This window comes from Enterococcus sp. 4E1_DIV0656 (assembly GCF_002140695.1).
In the GTDB taxonomy this organism is placed as follows: domain Bacteria; phylum Bacillota; class Bacilli; order Lactobacillales; family Enterococcaceae; genus Enterococcus_D; species Enterococcus_D entomosocium.
The window spans coordinates 2,106,562-2,126,424 of the sequence record NZ_NGLF01000001.1 but is presented as its reverse complement, the minus strand read 5'-3'; the positions used below and the strand labels follow the sequence as shown (position 1 = coordinate 2,126,424).

At 42.8% G+C, this 19,863-nt stretch carries 20 protein-coding genes and 1 riboswitch; of the genes, 1 reads left to right on the top strand and 19 read right to left on the bottom strand.

Annotation, left to right across the window (positions count from 1 at the left end; translation table 11 throughout):
* The 8 genes from ilvD to A5882_RS09980 form a co-directional block, all read right to left on the bottom strand.
* Positions 1-1,689 carry a dihydroxy-acid dehydratase gene (gene ilvD, locus A5882_RS10015; protein WP_008381045.1) on the bottom strand — a complete coding sequence of 563 codons (1,689 nt, stop codon included), beginning with the start codon at positions 1,687-1,689 and terminating at the stop codon, positions 1-3.
* 568 nt (positions 1,690-2,257) lie between these two features.
* Positions 2,258-2,533 carry an HU family DNA-binding protein gene (locus tag A5882_RS10010; RefSeq protein WP_003126821.1) on the bottom strand — a complete coding sequence of 92 codons (276 nt, stop codon included), beginning with the start codon at positions 2,531-2,533 and terminating at the stop codon, positions 2,258-2,260.
* A gap of 234 nt (positions 2,534-2,767) precedes the next feature.
* On the bottom strand, positions 2,768-4,078 hold the full coding sequence (gene der / locus A5882_RS10005; RefSeq protein ID WP_005237082.1) for a ribosome biogenesis GTPase Der: 1,311 nt from the start codon (positions 4,076-4,078) through the stop codon (positions 2,768-2,770).
* A gap of 163 nt (positions 4,079-4,241) precedes the next feature.
* On the bottom strand, positions 4,242-5,456 hold the full coding sequence (rpsA, locus tag A5882_RS10000) for a 30S ribosomal protein S1 (protein WP_005229333.1): 1,215 nt from the start codon (positions 5,454-5,456) through the stop codon (positions 4,242-4,244).
* A gap of 212 nt (positions 5,457-5,668) precedes the next feature.
* Positions 5,669-6,340, bottom strand: coding sequence for a (d)CMP kinase (cmk, locus tag A5882_RS09995; RefSeq protein WP_005237085.1), 672 nt, complete (start codon positions 6,338-6,340; stop codon positions 5,669-5,671).
* 104 nt (positions 6,341-6,444) lie between these two features.
* Positions 6,445-7,071, bottom strand: coding sequence for an SAG1386/EF1546 family surface-associated protein (locus tag A5882_RS09990; RefSeq protein WP_005237087.1), 627 nt, complete (start codon positions 7,069-7,071; stop codon positions 6,445-6,447).
* 72 nt (positions 7,072-7,143) lie between these two features.
* Complete coding sequence (locus tag A5882_RS09985; protein ID WP_016613083.1) at positions 7,144-8,526, bottom strand: ATP-dependent DNA helicase RecQ; 1,383 nt, start codon at positions 8,524-8,526, stop codon at positions 7,144-7,146.
* Positions 8,520-9,515: a helix-turn-helix domain-containing protein gene (locus A5882_RS09980; RefSeq protein WP_005237094.1), complete on the bottom strand. Its 996-nt coding sequence runs from the start codon at positions 9,513-9,515 to the stop codon at positions 8,520-8,522. Before A5882_RS09980 ends, A5882_RS09985 begins: the two co-directional genes overlap by 7 nt.
* Positions 9,516-9,541: 26 nt before the next feature.
* Here A5882_RS09980 and A5882_RS09975 point away from each other — a divergent pair, with 26 nt between their 5' ends.
* Positions 9,542-9,757, top strand: a complete 216-nt coding sequence (locus tag A5882_RS09975; RefSeq protein ID WP_005237096.1) for a ferredoxin — start codon at positions 9,542-9,544, stop codon at positions 9,755-9,757.
* A 57-nt stretch (positions 9,758-9,814) separates the two neighbouring features.
* Here the strand turns inward: A5882_RS09975 and A5882_RS09970 are convergent, their stop codons facing one another.
* The 11 genes from A5882_RS09970 to rpoD form a co-directional block, all read right to left on the bottom strand.
* Complete coding sequence (locus tag A5882_RS09970) at positions 9,815-10,408, bottom strand: ECF transporter S component (protein ID WP_016613081.1); 594 nt, start codon at positions 10,406-10,408, stop codon at positions 9,815-9,817.
* A gap of 150 nt (positions 10,409-10,558) precedes the next feature.
* A riboswitch (FMN riboswitch) is annotated at positions 10,559-10,683 on the bottom strand.
* Between the two features lie 79 nt (positions 10,684-10,762).
* Positions 10,763-11,479 carry a pseudouridine synthase gene (locus A5882_RS09965; RefSeq protein ID WP_034872188.1) on the bottom strand — a complete coding sequence of 239 codons (717 nt, stop codon included), beginning with the start codon at positions 11,477-11,479 and terminating at the stop codon, positions 10,763-10,765.
* A 2-nt stretch (positions 11,480-11,481) separates the two neighbouring features.
* Positions 11,482-12,066, bottom strand: a complete 585-nt coding sequence (gene scpB, locus A5882_RS09960) for an SMC-Scp complex subunit ScpB (RefSeq protein ID WP_016613078.1) — start codon at positions 12,064-12,066, stop codon at positions 11,482-11,484.
* Complete coding sequence (locus tag A5882_RS09955; protein ID WP_008381030.1) at positions 12,059-12,808, bottom strand: segregation/condensation protein A; 750 nt, start codon at positions 12,806-12,808, stop codon at positions 12,059-12,061. The genes scpB and A5882_RS09955 overlap by 8 nt, the downstream gene beginning before the upstream one ends.
* 14 nt (positions 12,809-12,822) lie before the next feature.
* A complete protein-coding gene (xerD, locus tag A5882_RS09950; RefSeq protein ID WP_086372701.1) occupies positions 12,823-13,713 on the bottom strand; it encodes a site-specific tyrosine recombinase XerD in 891 nt (296 codons plus the stop codon).
* A 232-nt stretch (positions 13,714-13,945) separates the two neighbouring features.
* Positions 13,946-14,398: a Fur family transcriptional regulator gene (locus A5882_RS09945; protein ID WP_005237105.1), complete on the bottom strand. Its 453-nt coding sequence runs from the start codon at positions 14,396-14,398 to the stop codon at positions 13,946-13,948.
* 109 nt (positions 14,399-14,507) lie between these two features.
* Positions 14,508-15,371 carry a S1 RNA-binding domain-containing protein gene (locus tag A5882_RS09940; protein ID WP_008381026.1) on the bottom strand — a complete coding sequence of 288 codons (864 nt, stop codon included), beginning with the start codon at positions 15,369-15,371 and terminating at the stop codon, positions 14,508-14,510.
* Between the two features lie 34 nt (positions 15,372-15,405).
* Positions 15,406-15,723, bottom strand: a complete 318-nt coding sequence (locus A5882_RS09935) for an AzlD domain-containing protein (protein ID WP_008381024.1) — start codon at positions 15,721-15,723, stop codon at positions 15,406-15,408.
* On the bottom strand, positions 15,716-16,423 hold the full coding sequence (locus tag A5882_RS09930; protein ID WP_016613076.1) for an AzlC family ABC transporter permease: 708 nt from the start codon (positions 16,421-16,423) through the stop codon (positions 15,716-15,718). Before A5882_RS09930 ends, A5882_RS09935 begins: the two co-directional genes overlap by 8 nt.
* Before the next feature lie 118 nt (positions 16,424-16,541).
* Positions 16,542-18,431, bottom strand: a complete 1,890-nt coding sequence (locus A5882_RS09925; protein ID WP_086372700.1) for a cell division site-positioning protein MapZ family protein — start codon at positions 18,429-18,431, stop codon at positions 16,542-16,544.
* Between the two features lie 309 nt (positions 18,432-18,740).
* Positions 18,741-19,847: an RNA polymerase sigma factor RpoD gene (gene rpoD / locus A5882_RS09920; RefSeq protein WP_005229298.1), complete on the bottom strand. Its 1,107-nt coding sequence runs from the start codon at positions 19,845-19,847 to the stop codon at positions 18,741-18,743.
* Positions 19,848-19,863 lie beyond the last annotated feature (16 nt).

Sequence of the window (19,863 nt, the reverse complement as noted above, 5' to 3'; positions counted from 1 at the left end):
CTACTCCTCCTCATCAGGTACTCGCATAATCCCGCCCGTATTCGCAGAGGTCACTAAAGCGGTATAACGTGCAAGCCATCCTTTTTTTACTTTTGAACGAAACTTCGGTCGTTCTTGCGCACGCTTGGCAAGCTCTTCTTCTGAAACTTGCAGATTTAGCGTTCGATTTGGCAAATCAATAATGATCTCATCGCCATCGTTGACTAGTCCTAATGGACCACCGGCTGCAGCTTCCGGAGAAATATGTCCAACTGCGATCCCCCGCGTCGCTCCTGAAAAGCGGCCGTCTGTAATCAAGGCGACATCTTTGCCTAACCCACGACCAACGATACTTGAGGTAGGCGCCAGCATTTCCGGCATTCCCGGCCCCCCTTTCGGGCCTTCATAGCGGATCACTACAACATGTCCTTTTTGTACGGTATGATTGTCGATTGCTGCGACTGCTTCATCATGAGAATCAAAACAGATCGCTTTCCCTTTGAACACTTGGACACTTGGATCGACCCCGCCAACTTTGATGACACTGCCTTCTGGGGCGATGTTTCCGTACAAGATCGATAGACCGCCAACTGGACTATACGGGTTTTCTTTCGGATGGATGACTTCTTCGTTGTGGATCTTCGCTTCAGCGACATTTTCTCGTAACGTCTTACCGGTAACAGTCGGTCGATCGGGATGAATCGCTCCTTCGATATCACATAGCTCCCGAATGATTGCTGAAACCCCACCGGCTTCATGGACATCATGCATCGAATAGGCTGATGATGGCGCGATTTTTGAGAGATAAGGCACTCTTTTAGCGATTTCATTGACCCGTCTTAAGTCATAATCGATCTCTGCTTCATTGGCGATCGCTAAGGTATGCAGCACTGTGTTGGTGGAACCCCCCATCGCCATGTCTAAAGCGAAGGCATCATCGATAGCTTCTTTGGTCACGATGTCTCGAGGTTTCACTTGTTTTTCAACAAGATCCATCAACTTAAAGGCGGCTTGTCTAACTAGTTCTCGTCGTTCTTCAGACACGGCGAGGATCGTACCATTGCCTGGCATTGCCAATCCTAAGATTTCTAAGAGGCAATTCATCGAATTGGCAGTAAACATCCCTGCGCAGGAGCCGCAAGTCGGACAGGCATTTTGTTCCATAAACTCAAAATCTTCTTTTGTCATATTACCCGTCTTGTACGTCCCAACGGCTTCAAACATGGAAGATAAGGTTATTTGATGTCCCCGAGGATCAATGCCGGCTTTCATAGGACCGCCGGAACAAAAAATTCCTGGTACGTTGGTCCGCATGGCTGCTAAGATCATGCCAGGAGTGATCTTGTCACAATTTGGGATATAAAATACGCCGTCAAACCAGTGGGCATTGATGACGGTTTCTGCAGAATCAGCGATCAATTCTCGGCTAGGTAGCGAATATCGCATACCGATATGTCCCATCGCAATGCCATCATCTACGCCGATTGTATTGAACTCGAAAGGGATGCCGCCAGCTTCACGAATCGCTTCTTTTGCGATATCTGCTAACTCCCGTAAATGCACATGCCCAGGCACGATATCGATATAGGAATTACATATCGCAATAAATGGCTTGTTCATATCATGGATATTTTTAACTTGTCCTGTGGCATAGAGCAGACTCCTAGCTGGCGCTGCATCGATCCCTTTTTTAATTTGATCACTTCTCACACTCATCATCTCCTGCATTTTGGAATAAAAAAAAGCATCCCGGTTATAAAAAAACTGGGATGCTTTGCCAGAATCCCATTTTACTTACGCAAATAGGACTCAAACAAACGGATAATTTTTGCTTCCGTGTTCTAAGTCCTGGTATCAATAATAATGACTAATAAATATTGATTAAAATTACGCATAGAAAATGGCTCCTTCATTAGAAATAGTAACGTTCTTGTAATTGTTTACCAATATACCCTTTGCAAAATCACTTGTCAACGAATTTTCTGAATTTTTTTTCAATAATGACAATTCCAAGGAACCCTTTCTCACATCAGATGTCATTTAATCGCTTGCTTCTTTTGATAAGAATGACTTTTAAATCACCTTTATTCTTGCTTGAGAATTAAAGTGTGCCAGCAACCCTTGTTTTTTTTAGACCAAAAGAAAAACAAAAAATATTTTTGAATTTTCTGACAATAATAACCGTTTCTTTTCCCATTCGATCCGCCTGCATAGTGGCAGTTCCTAGTTAGACAAAAGAAAAAACCCTTGATTACTCAAGGGTTTCTACAAGACTCAATTATTTCACTGCGTCTTTAAGAGCTTTACCTGGTTTGAATGCAGGTACTTTGCTAGCAGGGATCTTGATTTCTTCACCAGTTTGTGGGTTGCGTCCTTTGCGTTCTGCACGAGAACGAACTTCAAAGTTACCAAAGCCGATCAATTGAACTTTTTCACCGTTAGCTAAAGCGTCTTGAATTGTTGAGAATACAGCGTCTACTGCTGCAGTTGCGTCTTTCTTAGTTAAGTCAGTAGCTGCTGCAACTTTTTCGATTAATTCTGCTTTATTTGCCATGGATGGTTTCACCTCCTGATATTTTTTTTGATGTCATGCATCAACAAAAATCTTGAGTGGTCCAAGGTTTTTGTCAAATATTGATTACCATCAATATTCTGATATAACGTTATCATAAGAACCTTGTAATATCAAGGATTTTAACGTTTTTAGGGGGTTTTTTTTTGGTTTTTTCCCATTTTTCTAGAAAAGGACAGATTTCTTTGTAAAAAGAAACAAAGTATGATAAAATCTCTATTTTCTTCTGCGTGGAATGATCCGAATCGGCGTTCCTTCAAAAGTGAATGCCTTGCGGATTTGATTTTCTAAGAAACGCGCATAAGAGAAATGCATCAGTTCTTCTTCGTTGACAAAAATAACAAAAGTTGGCGGTTTGACAGCCACTTGCGTCGCATAAAAAATCTTCAAACGTTTGCCTTTGTCTGTTGGTGTTGGGTTGATCGCCACCGCATCCATAATGACGTCATTCAACAACGCAGATGGAATACGCATGTTTTGATTCATGCTGACTTCTTCGATCAACTGCGGCAACTTATTCAAGCGCTGTTTCGTCACTGCGGAAACGAAAATGATTGGTGCATAATCCAAATATTGGAATTCATCTCTGATTTCTTCTTCAAAATCACGCATCGTATTCGTTTCTTTTTTCAATGTATCCCATTTATTGACAACGATAATGATTCCACGGCCTGCTTCATGGGCATAGCCAGCGATCCGTTTGTCTTGCTCGCGAATTCCTTCTTCGGCGTTCAAGACCATCAAGACGACGTCTGAGCGTTCAATGGCCCGCATTGCTCGCATGACACTGTATTTTTCAGTAGATTCGTAGACCTTCCCTTTTTTACGCATGCCGGCGGTATCGATCATGGTAAATTCTTGACCGCTTTCGCTGGTAAAATGGGTATCGATCGCATCACGAGTCGTTCCTTCGATATCTGAAACAATTACTCGCTCTTCTCCAAGAATCGCATTGATCAAAGAGGATTTCCCGACGTTTGGTCGACCGATCAAACTAAACTTGATGATGGAATCGTCTTCTTCTTCCGCTTCATTGGTAAAGTGTTTGACTGCTTCATCTAGGACATCACCGATCCCTAATCCATGACTTCCTGAGATTGGGTATGGATCGCCCAGACCTAAACCATAAAATTCATAGATATCGTTGCGCATCTCGGGATTATCAACTTTGTTGACCGCTAAAATCACGGGTTTGTTGCTTTTGTATAACAAACGAGCCACAAGCTCGTCAGCATCTGTTACTCCTTCACGAGCACTCGTAATAAAAACAATGACATCTGCTTCATCGATGGCGATTTCTGCTTGATGCTTGATTTGATCCATAAACGGCTCATCACTTAAATCGATCCCACCAGTATCGATTACACTAAACTCACGGCCTAGCCATTCACCAGTGGCATAAATACGATCTCTGGTCACTCCTGGAGTATCCTCAACGATCGAAATTCGTTCTCCAGCTATCCGGTTGAAAATGGTCGATTTCCCCACATTCGGACGTCCAACGATCGCTATTGTTGGATTTGACATTTTTTACCCTCCATTTAAAAAAGCAGTCCTTGTACGCTGCTTCTTGTATTCAATCTTACTTAGTTTACCTAAAGCCATGGAAAGTTGCAAGCTTTCTCGGCAAACAAAAAATCAGCTTATAACAAATTCAAACATCGAATCGTTATAAGCTGATGGCATACAATTACTCTTCGTCGCTGTCTTTTAAGGCATCACCTAAGATATCACCCATGGTAAACCCAGTTGATTCTTCTGGCAATTGATAATCATCCTCTGAAACTTCTTGTGTTTCATTGGTATTTTCTGCTTTTTCTAATGCTTTGATACTTAATGCGATTCGGTGTTCTGAAGGGTTCACTTCGAGCACTTTCACTTGCACTTCATCGCCTTCTTGTAAGACTTCATGTGGTGTCGCAATGTGTTTATGGGAGATTTGTGAAATATGGATCAGCCCTTCAACACCTGGGAAGACTTCCACAAACGCACCGAAGCTTGTCAAACGTTTAACAGTCCCAGTTAAGACACTGCCAACAGCCGCTTGCTCTTCAATATTGGTCCAAGGTCCAGGCAATGTGTCTTTGATTGAAAGAGACACACGTTCTTTGTCTGCATCAACAGATAAGATACGGACGTTGACGGTATCTCCAACAGACAAAACGTCACTCGGTTTGCCAACATGCCCATGTGAAATTTCAGAGACATGGACAAGTCCATCGATGCCTCCTAGGTCCACGAAGGCACCAAAGTCAGTCAAACGAGCTACTTTTCCTTCTACTTCTTGTCCTTCATATAAATCAGCTAGTAAAGCTTCTTTTTGTTTTGCTTTTTCTGCTTCAACAACAGCTTTATGAGAAAGGATCAAGCGGTTTTCAGAAGGCTCGATCTCAACGATTTTAAAGGTCAATGTTTTCCCTTTGTAATCTTCAAAATCCGCAACAAAATGATCTTCGACCATTGATGCTGGAACAAACCCACGAACCCCTACGTCAACCACTAATCCGCCTTTAACGACGTTGGTGACTGGTGCTTCGATGATTTTTCCTTCTTGGAAATCTTTTTCGATATCTTCCCAAACTTTTTTCGCATCTAAGCGACGTTTAGAAAGGAGATAGCTGCCATTTTCTTTGTCTTTCCCAATTGCTGAAATCACAACTAATTCTAAGACATCCCCTACTTTGACTGCTTCGTTGATGTCTTCAACAGGTAAAGTCGATAATTCTTTTGCAGGAACAACGCCTTCGACACCGGCGCCTTCGATCCCTACGATCGCTTGTTTATCCTCAATGGCCAATACCTCGCCTTTAACGATATCTCCAACTTTTACTTCTTGGAAATTGTCTAAAGCGGCTTCCATTGATTCATTTCCACTCTCAACCTGATTATTTTCAAATTCTGTCATCTCTCATGTCCTCCTAACCAACAATTCTGCAATAATTGCACTACATCTTTTAGTTTAAAATAGAATGAAAAAAAAATAAAGCGATTTCTCTTATTTTCCTAAAAAACTACGGTTTTTTCGTTGAAAAAGTCTTTTCACGTCTGTTTTCTTGCTTGCTTTCATCTTTTTCGTAGGAAAAATAAAAAAACAATGGGGAACACCCATTGTTTTCGCTAGTCGATCTTTTCTTGGATCGTTTTTTTGATCGCTTCTACGACTTGCTCGATTGTTAAACCGGAGGTGTCAATTCGAACGGCATCTGTTGCTTGTTTCAAAGGGGAGACTTCCCGATGAGAATCCAAGTAATCTCTTTGCTGAATCTCTTCTTTTAAAGTTTCATAATCGGTACCGATCCCTTTTTGCTGATTTTCTTTGAAACGGCGCTGCGCCCGTTCTTCCACACTTGCTACCAGAAAAATCTTGACTTCTGCTTGTGGTAAAACCGCCGTACCAATATCGCGGCCATCCATCACGACACCGCCATCTTTAGCGATCATCTGCTGTTGTTGGACTAGTTTTTCGCGGATCGCAGGGTATGCCGATACCTTCGAAACTGCGTTGGTTACTTCTGGCTGACGGATCGCTTCTGTGACTTGCTCTCCTCCTGCAAAGACCTCTTGACCGTGTTCAGTCGGTTCAAAAGTGATGGGGTATTGATCGATCAAAGCAGCGATCGCCGCTTCATCCTCTAATGAACAGCCGCTTTTTAAGGCCAAATACGTGATGCTGCGGTACATGGCCCCGGTATCTGTATAAATAAACCCTAAATCATTGGCGATGATTTTTGCCACGGTACTTTTCCCAGATGACGCCGGACCATCAATAGCGATGTTGATTTTTTTCATTTTTCTTACTCCTCGTTTCCCAACGATGTGTATTCTTCATCGTTTCTGCTTATCGTTCACCTTGGCTTCTTCCTACCAAGAAAAAAAACCGCCAAAGCGGTTTTTTATTTAATTCGTAATGTGTCGCCAGGGTATAGCATGTAGTTGTTTGGATCAATCCCATTTAATTGATATAGGGTTTCAACTGAGATGCCTGTACGGGCTGCCACTTGTTCAGGACCTTCACCTGCTTGCACCGTCGTGTATTCCTCGGTACCAGTCGCTCCTTGCCCTTGATTATTTTGCGTAGTGTCTTGCCCTGCATTGTTTTCCTGTTGAGCCGGCTCACTACTACTTGATGGCGTTGTTGAAGCTGGTGCAGAACTGCTACTGCTTGATGAAGAACTTGATTCACTTGTTGACGAACTCGTTTCACTTGTCGATTCAGCAGTTGATGATTCCGTTGTTGATGACTCAGTTGTCGAAGATTCTGTCGTACTTTCTACTGTACTGCTCGAACTTGCTGCGGTCGGGGCATCACTGTTATGATTCAACACCCAAATACCGGCACCAACCGGAATTGCCACGATCAAGAAAAGCAAAACTAAAACGATCGTCAAAAAGAGTGAATTCCCACGCTTTTGTTTTCTTTGTTGGGATCTTGATGCAGAATCATCGTATTCTGTATCATAGATTGGTTGTTCCCACGGTTCTTGATTTTCTGAATTGTAGTCATTGTCTTTCTTGCTCACTCGTATTCCCTCCTAGTTTCCTTCCGATGTATTATACCATAGGTAAATAAAAACTGTCCTGCAAAATACGATTCAATTTATATCTTTAAAAATTTTTATTAAACGTTCTTGCCAATGAAGGATGACTTTTTTTTCTAAAAGCTCTTCTTCCGCTGCCAATTCGATCCCGTCATTGTCGCAACAATAAGGATTTGCTGGTGCGTCTTCCCCAAAGTGCGCCAATAAAAACTGGCGACGACAGCCGGTAAAATGAATATAAGCCAACATTTTTTGTAATTGTTCTTGCTTTTGCTGTTCGTTTTGTTTTAGCGTTTCCAGCCAAAACGCAGCCCCCAACTCCTTCATCTTCAGCTGCCATTTTTCTTGCAGCGGTGTCAAAGGTCCTTTCATCTTTTCCTGATCCATTCGTTCTAAAGCACGGCGTTCTTCTTTGTTTTCTCGCTGAAAGAAGTAGTGAATCTGCTCATCGTGTTCCTGATAAAGCAAGATCGCACTGCTTTGTTTGCCATCGCGGCCTGCTCGACCGATTTCCTGACTGTAGTTTTCCAGCGAATCAGGCAAGTCATAATGGATCACAAAACGAATATCTTCTTTATTGATCCCCATCCCAAACGCATTGGTTGCGACGAGCAATTTTAGTTTATTCTGAGAAAACTGCTGCTGCAACGTTTTTCTTTGATCGCTCGCTAGACCACCATGATAATAGCCTACCGAATAGCGCTGACGCAGTTTGTTATAGACTTCTTCGACTTTGCTTCTTGTGGAACAATAGATGATCCCAGCCCCGCCTAAGCGGCTGAGATAGTCTGCCAATGCCGCATCTTTGTCTGACGTTTTCTCTACGAACAAGCCGATATTGCTGCGGTTCATCGAATAACGGTAGACATTGGCGTTCTTTGCTAACAACACTTGCCGAATATCTGCTTCGACTTGCGCCGTGGCAGTAGCCGTCAATGCTAATGTGACGGGTGCCTTCAACCGTTTTTTTACTTCACCAAGCTGCAAGTACTCTGGTCGAAAATCAATGCCCCATTGGGAAACACAATGAGCTTCATCCACCACGAGCATAGCGATCTTAGCTCGTTCGAGTTGTTGCAAAATGGCTTCTTGCACGATCATTTCTGGACTTAAAAACAAAAATTTGTACTGCGATAAATGCTGCATCACATAGTGACGATCGGCAAGGTCCAGTTGACTATTAAACGCAATCGCGCGTTTTTCCCCTTGCTTTTGTAGGCCATAGACTTGATCTTCCATTAAAGAAACAAGCGGTGAGATAATGATTACGATGCCATCTATGAGGTACCCTGGCAGCTGATAACAGAGACTTTTGCCATTCCCGGTAGGCAAAATCGCCAACGTATCTTGCTGCGCTAAAACACTTTCGATGACTTCTTTTTGTCCTTGACGAAATGTTTTGAAGCCAAAGTACTGATTCAGTGCGTTTTCTAACATCGAATCCCCCGTTTCTGAGCAATCTGTAACAAACGGATCGTCAAAAAATCAGTCGTAAGAAGCTCCTGTAATTCTTGATAGCTGTTTTTCCAAGAAGTTTCTGGCAGCTTATTCAGCAATGATGTATCAAAGCGCTGATACGGAAATGTCGGATCAAGCAGTGCCCACTCAATCAAATGATCATTAACGGTTCCTCGTTTGATCCTTCTTTTTTCCATGATCTGCTCAACAGAAGCTCCTTGCAAGAACAATGCACGACTTTCCAGCATACTTTGATTCAGATTCCTATTTAGAAAAGGTGACAATCCTTGAAACAGAACCATCTGAGACTCTTTTTCAACCAGGGCTAAAAATTGATGGATCGCAGCTCCTACATAAAGATTGTCCCAAGGCTTACCTTGTACAGATTCTGGCAAAAGTTGGAAAAACGCCTGCCCCAGAAGATCAGGACCAGATAAGGTACCCGCTAAAAAATCTGCGACTTCTGCGGGAAGTTGGGCAAAAACTGCCGAAAGTTCTCGATGAGTGATCTTTTTGATTTCAGGGTATTGATGGATCAGTCGACGCACAGGTTCTGTATATAAAGGCGTGTTCTCAACAGGAATATACTGATTCGTCACCTCTTGATATGCAGCTGCTTGAACCAGCAGTCGGACAAAACGCCACGCCTCCTCCGTCGTTCGTCCATACCGAAAATAATCCGTATGATGCAACAACATTTCTCTTGACTGTTCATAATTTGCAGCGGTCCTTTTGAGCAGCAGACCATCTGAATCTCGACTTAGCATCCCTTGTTGGATCAAGTCAGCGATCGTCTGTTGATACTCCCTCTCATTCAACTGTGGCAACGCTTGAAAAAGACCTAATCGATCATAAAAAAAGGCATAACTCAAGACAGAGCTAGTGCGCTTACCAATGAGAATTTGATAAAGTGTCGATGGACGCAACTTGTCAGTATCAGAAAACAGCGCTAAAATAAAAGAATCCATATCTTCCTCCCAGAAAGGACTAAAAAATGTCACAACGCTGTAAAATTGTTCCTGAGCGCTGCATTGCTTGTGGACTATGTGCGATCTATGCTCCCGAGATCTTCGATTATGATGAAGATGGGATCGTTTTATTTGCCCAAGAACCGAGTGCACGGCAACAGTTTATCATAGAAGAACAACAAGAAAAAGTCAAAACTGCTTATCGCAAATGCCCCACCAGAGCGATCCTTATAGAAAAATAAAAAAGTCGACCTGCCATTAACAGACCTTTCGTCTGCCACAGCAAGTCGGCTCATTTTTTATTTTCCTATAGCAGAATGATGGGGCTGCTTACGAGCCAACCATGGGAGCAGTTTGGCATGTAGTGCTAAAAAGACGGCACTGACGATCGCTCCTTTAACCAAATTGAAGGGTAAAATCCCGATCGCCACATATTGCGGCAAAGACATCCCTAAAAATTGATCGGCTGTGACCCCGAAAAAGCGTAGATAAAGCGGTGTGATCACAAATAGGTTCGCCACACTCATAAAAATCGTTACCGACAAGATACCGCTGATGACACCAACCATTTTGTTTTTGGTGTGGATACCTTTGCGGAAAAAGTAGTACATTGGCAAAGTAAAGGCACATGATGCTAAAAAGCTTGCCGTATCTCCCACCATATCAGCAGGTGAAAAACCAGATAAGAACAAATGCAGGACCGAACGAATGAAGGCAGTCACTACCCCACTCCAAGGACCAAATAAAAACATCATGATCATCACGGGAATATCACTAAAATCGATCTTTAAAAAGCTGAATGCCGGAAAAATTGGAAAAGCGATAAATTGCAAAATTGTTCCCATAGCAGCACACATGGCGATCGTCACCATTTTTCTTGTTTTGTTGTTCATCAGTATAAATCCTCCTAAGTTCAGGATTCCTCTTCAAACGAACCTATTAAATTTCCTCGGCTTTCTTGTCGGCGCCAGACAAAAAATGCCCTCTTTTTTCCACAGGGAAAAAAGAGGGCATTCGAAATAGCCATAAGCAAATCAAATACGCTCTATCTTCTTTATCCAGACTGTACTGTCGGTATCGGAATTTCACCGATTCAGCTATTTCCGAAGAAATAGGTCGTGGACTATAACCACCGGTCGGGAATTGCACCCTGCCCCTGAAGACGAACCTTTATTCTATTTATTACATGTTCTATTATACACAAAATCTAAAAATTAACAATAGTTACGTTTTCAGATACTTTTCAACTATTTTGCACTGTTTTTCAGCTGGCTGACTTCTTTCTTCGACAACTCTCGGTATTCCCCTGGACGAAGACCTTTTAAATCTAACGGACCATAGTTTTCCCGTTTTAGTTTTTGCACAGGCAAACCAACTGCTTTTAGCATGTTTTTGACTTGATGATTGCGACCTTCGTGGATCGTCAATTGCACAATACTAGATTGTGCCGTTTGGTCTGTCGATAAGATTTCAAAGCGAGCAGGCGCGGTCTTACGCCCTTCGATCCGAATTCCTTTTGTCAATGGGAGCAGTTGCTTTTTATCCGCAATGCCTTTGACCTTGGCAACATACACTTTTTCGACTTCGTGTTTTGGATGCATCAGTGTCTGTGACAATTCCCCATCATTTGTCAGTAGCAGCAAACCGGAGGTATCATAGTCCAAGCGGCCGACTGGATACACCCGTTCAGGGACTTCAGCAAAATAATCCAAAACGACTTTGCGTTTTTTATCATCTGTTACAGCTGAGATCACGCCACGAGGTTTATAGAACAGATAATAGACATGTTGTTCTTGTTCGATCGGAACGCCGTCCACTTCAACGACATCTTTTGAACCGACTTGGACCCCTAATTCTTTGATTACTTGTCCATTGACTCGCACACGGCCTTCGGTTATCAGTCCTTCAGCTTTTCTTCTTGAGGTGATGCCGGCATGGGCAATCACTTTTTGCAAACGTTCCATCTTCATTCTCCTTCTGTTTCTGCTTGTTTGTAGCGGTCGTAAAAAAGATCAAACGGTGTATCTTCTTCAAGTTCATCTTCCATTGATTGGATGTCAGGCAATTCAGCCAAACTTTTTAAGCCAAAATAATCCATAAAGTATTCCGTCGTACCGTATAGGATCGCTCGTCCTGGTCCGTCCACGCGTCCCTTTTCTTCAATCAGCCGCTTTGCCACCAGTTTTTGGACCGAACCGCTGGATTGAACGCCGCGAATCTCTTCTACTTCCATCCGAGTGATCGGTTGCTTATAAGCAATGATCGACAAAGTTTCCAAAGCGGCTTGCGACAATGAACTCCCCATCGGTGATTCGGCGTATTTCTTCAATAAAGGGGCAAATTGCTTTTTAGTGGTTAAAATAAAATGATTGCCAACTTCTAGAATATGCAACGCGGTATGTTCATTTTCTTCATATTGCTGATTTAGTTCCTGCAAATGCTGATAGACACTGGCAGTATTACTTTTGACTAAATAACTCAGTTCTTCAAGTCCGATCCCCTCATCACCGACGACGAATAAGATCGCTTCTAATTCACTATATTTACTCATCTTCTTTACCTGTTGGATAGAGCAGAATCGACGCATAATTGTCTGATTGCTCTACTCGAATCGTTCCTTTTTTCATTAATTCTAACAGTGCCATAAAGGTTACCACAACTTCTGTTTTATTGTAAGAAGTAAAAAACGAATCAAAGCTGCGGCCTTTTTTAGCACTCACATGTTGCATCTCCAACTGAATCGCCGCCATCTTTTCATCGATGGTGCTTTCATCAGGAGAAATCTTGGTTTCTAGTACTTGGCGATTTTTCTTTTTCTCGATCATTTTTTGAAAAGCCAAAAAGAGATCGATCGTGTTGAATTGATTGGCTCTTAATTGATCTTCTTCCTCTTTGTATTCATCGACATCCATCGGATCTTTCGTGTAATACAAACTGCGCTCTTCCGCTTTTTCTGAAAGCTGTTCGGCTGCGTACTTAAATTTTCGGTATTCTAGCAGTTGTGCCACCAGCATATCCCGCGGATCTTCTTCGTACTCTTCGACTTCAGCAATCAACTCTTGTTTAGGCAACAGCATCTGGCTTTTGATCGCCATCAAAGTCGCCGCCATGACTAAATACTCTCCAGCGACTTCTAATTCTAAAATTTTCATGGCATGGATGTACTGCATGTATTGTTCGGTGATGGTAGCAACTGGAATATCATAAACATCGATCTCCAGTTTTTTGATCAAATGAAGCAGCAAATCCAACGGTCCTTCAAAGACAGCTAATTTTATTTTGATTTCTTCCATTCCATCCTCGATTTCTAGGCGCGCGGAAAGTGCTGCTTGTACACTTCCGTCATCCGTTTCTTCGTTATATGCGTGTAAATCTGAGTGGTCGAGATGTCTGCGTGCCCTAGCAACTCTTGAACCGTTCGTAGATCTGCCCCGTTTTCTAATAGATGGGTCGCAAAACTATGGCGCAGCGTATGGGGAGTCACATTCTTGGTGATCCCAGCTTGTCGAACCAAGGCTTTTAAATTTTTCCAGATCCCTTGACGAGACAGTTGCGTACCATGGTTGTTTACAAACAGATGGCTTTCATCCGGCGTTTTTCTCGTCAAATACGGACGCGCATCGCTGAGATAGGTTTCGATCCATTGAATCGCTAAGTCCCCTAATGGAACGATCCGTTCTTTGTCGCCTTTTCCGGTTGTTTGCAACAATCCCATACTTAAATGCAGATCGTTTAATTTTAACCCGATCAACTCACTGACGCGCAAGCCCGTCGCATACATCACTTCCAAAATCGCTCGGTCACGGATGCCCAAAACTGCTCGCGTATCCGGTGTTTCGATCAACCGCTCCACTTCTTGTAAACTCAAGGTATCAGGCAGCTTCTGCTGTTTTTTTGGTGAATCAATATGCTGCATTGGATCATGATCGGTAAACCGTTCTTGACGCAAAAATTGATGGAACCTTCGCAAACTGGAAACCATCCGAATCACGGTTGCCGAGGATTTTCCCGCTTCTTGCAGACTTTGCAAAAAAGACAAAACGATCACTCGGTCGATCTGCTGCCACTGACTGACTTGTTTTTTTTGTAAAAACGCAAGATACTGTTGCAGATCTCGCTGGTAGCTGGCACGGGTATTTTGGGATAGCCCGCGCTCAATGGTCAAATAATGAAGATAATCAATGATTTGTTCGTTCATGGGCTTCCTCTACTTTCAGCTTTTTTATCATATCAAATTCTGGCTCGTTAAGATAGTAGCTTGCCAATAAAAAAGAGGCATCTACCCGTATCTTTTGCCCAAGGAAACACCCGAATCATAGCAGATTTTTCGGTTTCTTTCAAATCGGAAAAAAGAGCACTCTTCCTATTGGAAACCATCTGACTATCATTCGGGTGATAACAAACGTTTATTTAAGATCGCCAAAGTACAATCACTCGGCTTTGCTTTGGCACTTTTGACAGACACCATGAAAGGTCAACCGATGATCCTTTACTAAAAAATGGTACTTTTGTTCAACGATCTCTTCGACACTGCCCAGCAGATCCTCTTCGACTTCTTCAATATTGCCGCATTCCAAACACAACAAGTGATGATGAAAGTGTTTGGCACCTTCTTTACGTAGATCATAGCGAGCGACACCGTCATTAAAGCTGACTTTATCGACAATTTTCAGATCCGTTAAGATCTCCAATGTTCGATAGACGGTTGCCAAGCCAATCTCAGAATTTTTTTTTCGCACAAAAAAGAAAATCTCTTCTGCGGATAAATGGTCTTTCTCATTTTCTAATAAGACCAACAACGTCGCTTCTCGCTGAGGAGTTAATTTAAACCCCGACTCGTGCAATTGTTTCTTGGTCTTTTTTAACGCTGCTGTTGTGTTCATAGTTGCCTCCGTATGCCGTTAATTTATAACGATTCTAATCTGAGTGAAAATCACTCAAGACAAACATTGTAATCATTATAAATTAGAACGATAAAAGAAACAAGTATTCTCAATTAGGTTTTTTGATAAGAATCGTAAAGCCGTCTTTTTGCTCAATCAAACGCTGTTTCATCAAGGTTCCTAATGCCCGTTTAAATTGGCCTTTACTAATACCAAATGTTTGCAAAATCTCTTCTGGGGCTGATTTGTCCGTGAAAGGAATTTTGTTCTCAGGCGCTCGTTCTAAAAAGGTTAGAACCATGGCGGCATCATTTGAGATCGCCTCGTGGGCTCTTGGTTTCAATGAAAGGTTCAAGACACCATCTGGACGAATCCCAATCACTCGCCCTTTGACCACTTCCCCAAGGCGCGGCTCTTGATACCGTTCTGATGGATGGACGAAGCCAATATAAAAATCATCCGTCAGCAAGTAAGTACCCGCTAACTTCAAACGGTACACGCTACCTGTAACATCTTGATTCTTCATTTGCTCCGTACCATTTTTGCTCAATGCCTTAAAAATTTTCTCATCTGCTAATGAAGCCCAAATACGCTCTTTGTCATCGACCCGCAAGCTGACCATCAAACGGTCGCCTTTTTTGGGCCAAAGTTCCCGCATTGTTGGCAATTCATCTAATGAAACCACCATATCTTTGTCTTTCAAACCGATATCGACGAAAACGCCTAAGTCGCGACGGCTTCCTGTGACTGTACCAAAGGCATAATGCCCTTTGCGGCTTTTCGGAATATTCGTAGTGAGCACATTTTCTTGCTTTTGATTTTGATAGCCAAACCCTTCGACGGCTTCACCTAAATGATGTTCGCCTTCTTCCTTGGCTAGTCGGAAGGTAACCCCGCCTTTTTGAACAAAATAATTCTGTTCGTTTTCATCAATGATCAATCCGCTGAATACGGATGCTAATAAGTCTTTCATCTATTCTCTCCTTTTTCTTTAAAACTGCTCGTTCCTATAAAAAGAAACGCAACAGCGCCATAGCAATAACGCCTGTGATAACGATTTTCATCAAATCTTTGGTATAATACCCCACCAATAATGCCGGGATACAGGCAATGGTTTCTTTAACTTTCAAAATGGGGAATTGGCCTTCTCGAAAGATCAGCAAATTTTGCACCAATAATGCCGCCAAAATACACAACGGTAAGTAACTCAAAAAGATGGTGAAAGGTTCCGGAAATATGAGCTTTTTCGAAAATAAAAAAGGAACGATCCGCGGAAGCCAAGTAACCAATCCACATACTAGCATCAGTATAACAAAATTAGTCATGGTGTGTCACCGTCCCAACCAAACATCCTGCCAGTGTCGCCGCAATTACCGCAATCTCTGCGGTCGAAAAACGCATAAATAAAATCAAGTTCACCACAACTGTCCCTAGTATCAAGAGCGTTTGCTGGGTTTTCTTCTTAAGCGGTCGCTCTACTTGAAATAAAAAAAGACCAACAAACATAGCTACTAAGGCAAAATCTAAGCCTAACGCTTCTGGATCTGGAATAAATGAACCCAATAAACCACCCAAAAACGTCGCAAAAATCCAACTCAAATAAGCCATTACGTTCAACCCGTGGGTCCATTTCGCTGTGACTGGTTTGTCTTGTTGAAGTGCCGTCGTCAAAACGCCATAGGATTCATCAGTCAAAAGTGTCCCGATACCAATGGCAGAAAGCAACGGTGTCTTTTTAAAATAGGAAGCTACTGACAAACTCATTAAAAAGTGTCGTAAATTCACTAAAAAAACTGTTGCGACGATTGTCATGAAAGGTGCTTGAATCGCTAGTAAGGCGCAAATGATAAATTGAGCACTGCCAGCATAGACAATAATAGACATTAAAATAATTTCTAGAATAGACAACCCAACGCCTTTTCCCACAACCCCCATTGCAAAACCAATGCCCAGGTACCCAAGAATCGTTGGTACACAAGCAATGACCCCGTCTTCAAACCGATCATATCTCTCAATTTTCTGCACAAAAACCCCTCCTTGTTTGAACGATTATCTCTCATCATATCGAAAACAAGGAGGGGAAACAAGTATTTTTCACATGTGCATGTAATAACTCTGAAAATTTTCTAGTGACTCAGGAGACTTAGCGAACGGTGTGATCGTTCCCATTGCCTCTGAAATAGCCAGTTTTGGCGTTTACCGTAAATAAGTATAGCGGGAACGCTGAATCATCCGTTCCTTTAAGCAAGCTGCCTTGGGCATTTGTCGCATAAAAATTGTAATAGCCTTCACCATTGACGATTCGTACACGTTCAAAAGTATAGCCGCCTTCTACCACATAACCGCGAGCAATCGCTGTGGCGATGATTTTTTCTTGGACACCATCTGCCCACACCCAGGCGCTATTGTTTACATCATTCAAATCACTTTGGCGGGCTGGAATAATTGGCTGATTGTTGGTATTTGTTGGTGTATTCGGCGAAAGCACATACTCTTCTTCAGAAGTACTTTGCGCGGGCGTCGCAGCGCTTGTAGATCCGCTGCTCGAAGCGGAAGCGTTGTTCTCGGAAGCCGCCGCTTGTGCTGCTTCTTGGGCAGCTTGTTGTTGCGCCGCTGCTTGTTGGGTAGCTGTTTCACGCTTCGTCAAGGCAGTATCGACTTTACGTAGTTCCGTCGTAAGACTTTCAACCAGTGAATCGATTGGCAAAGCTTGGATTTTTTTCATCAAGGCATTGTAGTTCTCACGAGTGACACTCGCCGGTGCTTCACCGTCACCACTTAAAGCCACCATACTCTTCACTGCATTTTGAACTTCCTCGATCGCGCTGAACTCTTTTTGTCCCATGTCGATGGCTTGATTGATCAACTCATCAAAGGCATCCCCGTTCTCACGCTTCGCCATTGTGACAGCAGCAGCTTCTTTCAACGAGACTTCTTCCAACTGATCCTCCACAATTGCAGGACTGCTGAAATAGCTATTGATCTCTGTCAAAGCTGCTAATTTATCAGCAATTGTCTCTGCTTCTTGTGACAAGATATCATATCGTTCGTGGTCTTGAAAATCTGCCAACTGATTCGTCACAGCCGTCAGCTGTTCTGCTGTTTTGTCGCTTTTAATGAACACTCGCTCATCATTTGTATAAAAATCATTCAACTCATTTTCGATCTGATCTAACGTACGGTTCTCTTGCGCCTGTTGCGTTTGTAGGGCAGTTTCTTGTTGCTGCTGTTGATGGTAATAAGCCCAACCACCACCCGCTGCCACTAACAAACAAGCCGCTGTAATATAGAGTGCTTTGCGAGGGCTCTTCTTGCTTTCACTGGAAGAAGACGTTTCTTCTTCAGCAGTCGCCTTTTGTGGCGTTTCATCCGCTGCGGTGATTGGTTCAGGAATTGGATCGATGACTGGTTCTGGCTGCTTCTCAGCTTCTTCAATAACTGGCTCCGTCACCACTTCCTCCTCGCTTGACGGCAGAGGTTCCTCGCTGGCTTGCATCTGACTTTCCTCTTCAGCAGAGGAAAGATCAATGGCGGTTTCTTCTGCTTCTAGAGCAGCTGCTGCCTTTGCTTCTTCATCAAGTTTGTGCTGTCGGATATAAGCGGCCAAAATCTCAGAGTCATGCTGTTCATCCGTACTCAGTGCATCGGTCTCATTAACTTCTTCACTGGCTGAAATTGTGTGTTCTTCTGTAGACTCAGAGTTTTCCACTGTTTTTGGTTCTTGTTTAGACTCTGATTCAAGTGGTTTTTTTTGCTCATCAGAAAAAGCCTCTTGCTGTGCAAGGTCGATCGTTTCTTCATTCGAGGATGGTCGATCGCCTAAGTGCTCCTCCATTTTTCCAATCGGAACATTTTTAAAGTCAGACCAGCGAATATCATCGTTTTTGTTTTGTAGCTCTTCTGGCGTAACGGAAGAGTCAGATGATGGTTCCTGTTCATTCTCCTTTGCTTGGTTCCATTGAAACCCGCAATTGGGACAAACGGGTGTTTCTTCTATTGCTTGAAATCCACATTCAGGACATGTCTTCTTCATTGATTCAAACTGACTCCTTTTGTTTTTTGCATTTCCTTCTATGAAGCAGTACCCTACCAGATCAAACGCTTGACGCGCCCACTGCTTCCTATTTCAAAGACCGACAAATAATGGGTCTTTTTTCGCATTTCTTTTTTATTACTCAATTGTGCAGATGCACAAAATTAAATTTATCACATTCTAGGCAATTAGCCAACACTTGCTTGGTTACGTTTTTATTAAGTTCTTTACTTATCCTATGGAGAGATGACAAAACCTGAACAAAAAAGACTTTCCAAAGGGGACCTTTGGAAAGTCAATAAACCTTAATTATTCTAAGAAATCTTTCAATTGTTTTGAACGAGATGGGTGGCGTAGTTTCCGTAACGCTTTTGCTTCAATCTGACGAATCCGTTCTCTGGTTACCCCAAAGACTTTGCCGACTTCTTCTAAGGTCCGAGTACGGCCATCATCGATTCCGAAACGCAAGCGTAGCACATTTTCTTCACGGTCAGTTAACGTATCCAATACATCTTCTAATTGCTCTTTCAAAAGCTCATAAGCCGCATGCTCTGCCGGACTTGTAGCATCTTGGTCCTCAATAAAATCACCTAGATGAGAATCATCTTCTTCACCGATTGGTGTTTCTAATGAAACGGGCTCTTGAGCGATCTTCAAGATTTCACGAACTTTTTCCGTTGGCAAATCCATTTCTGCGCCGATTTCTTCTGGTGTCGGTTCGCGTCCTAAGTCTTGCAATAATTGCCGTTGGATACGAATCAATTTGTTGATGGTTTCCACCATATGCACTGGGATCCGAATGGTTCGAGCTTGGTCAGCGATGGCACGAGTGATCGCTTGACGGATCCACCAGGTCGCATAGGTCGAGAATTTAAACCCTTTGCGATAATCAAATTTCTCAACGGCTTTCATCAAGCCCATGTTTCCTTCTTGGATCAAATCAAGAAATTGCATTCCCCGACCCACATAACGTTTGGCGATGCTGACTACCAAACGTAAGTTGGCTTCTGCCAAACGCTGTTTCGCTTCTTGGTCGCCTTCTTCGATTTTCAGAGCGAGAGCCACTTCTTCTTCTGCGGTCAAAAGCGGTACCCGACCGATCTCTTTCAAGTACATCCGCACAGGGTCATTGATTTTCACACCAGTCGGTGCAGACAAATCTTCTTGAGGTTGGGTTTCTTGTCGTTTTTCATTACTCTTTAAACTATGGACTGAAGGCTCTCCATTTTCATCCACGACACTGATGCCGGAATCCTCCAGTTTTTGAATTAGTTTGTCCATTGCATCAGCATCCAAAGTATAAGGCGTTGCTAAACGATTGGTAATGTCATCGTAAACAACTTGCCCCTTTGTTTTGTTTTCTCGGATGTATTCGGCAACTGCTTTGTCATACGTTTTTTTTGTTTCTTCTGCCATGAAAGAAAGCCCCTTT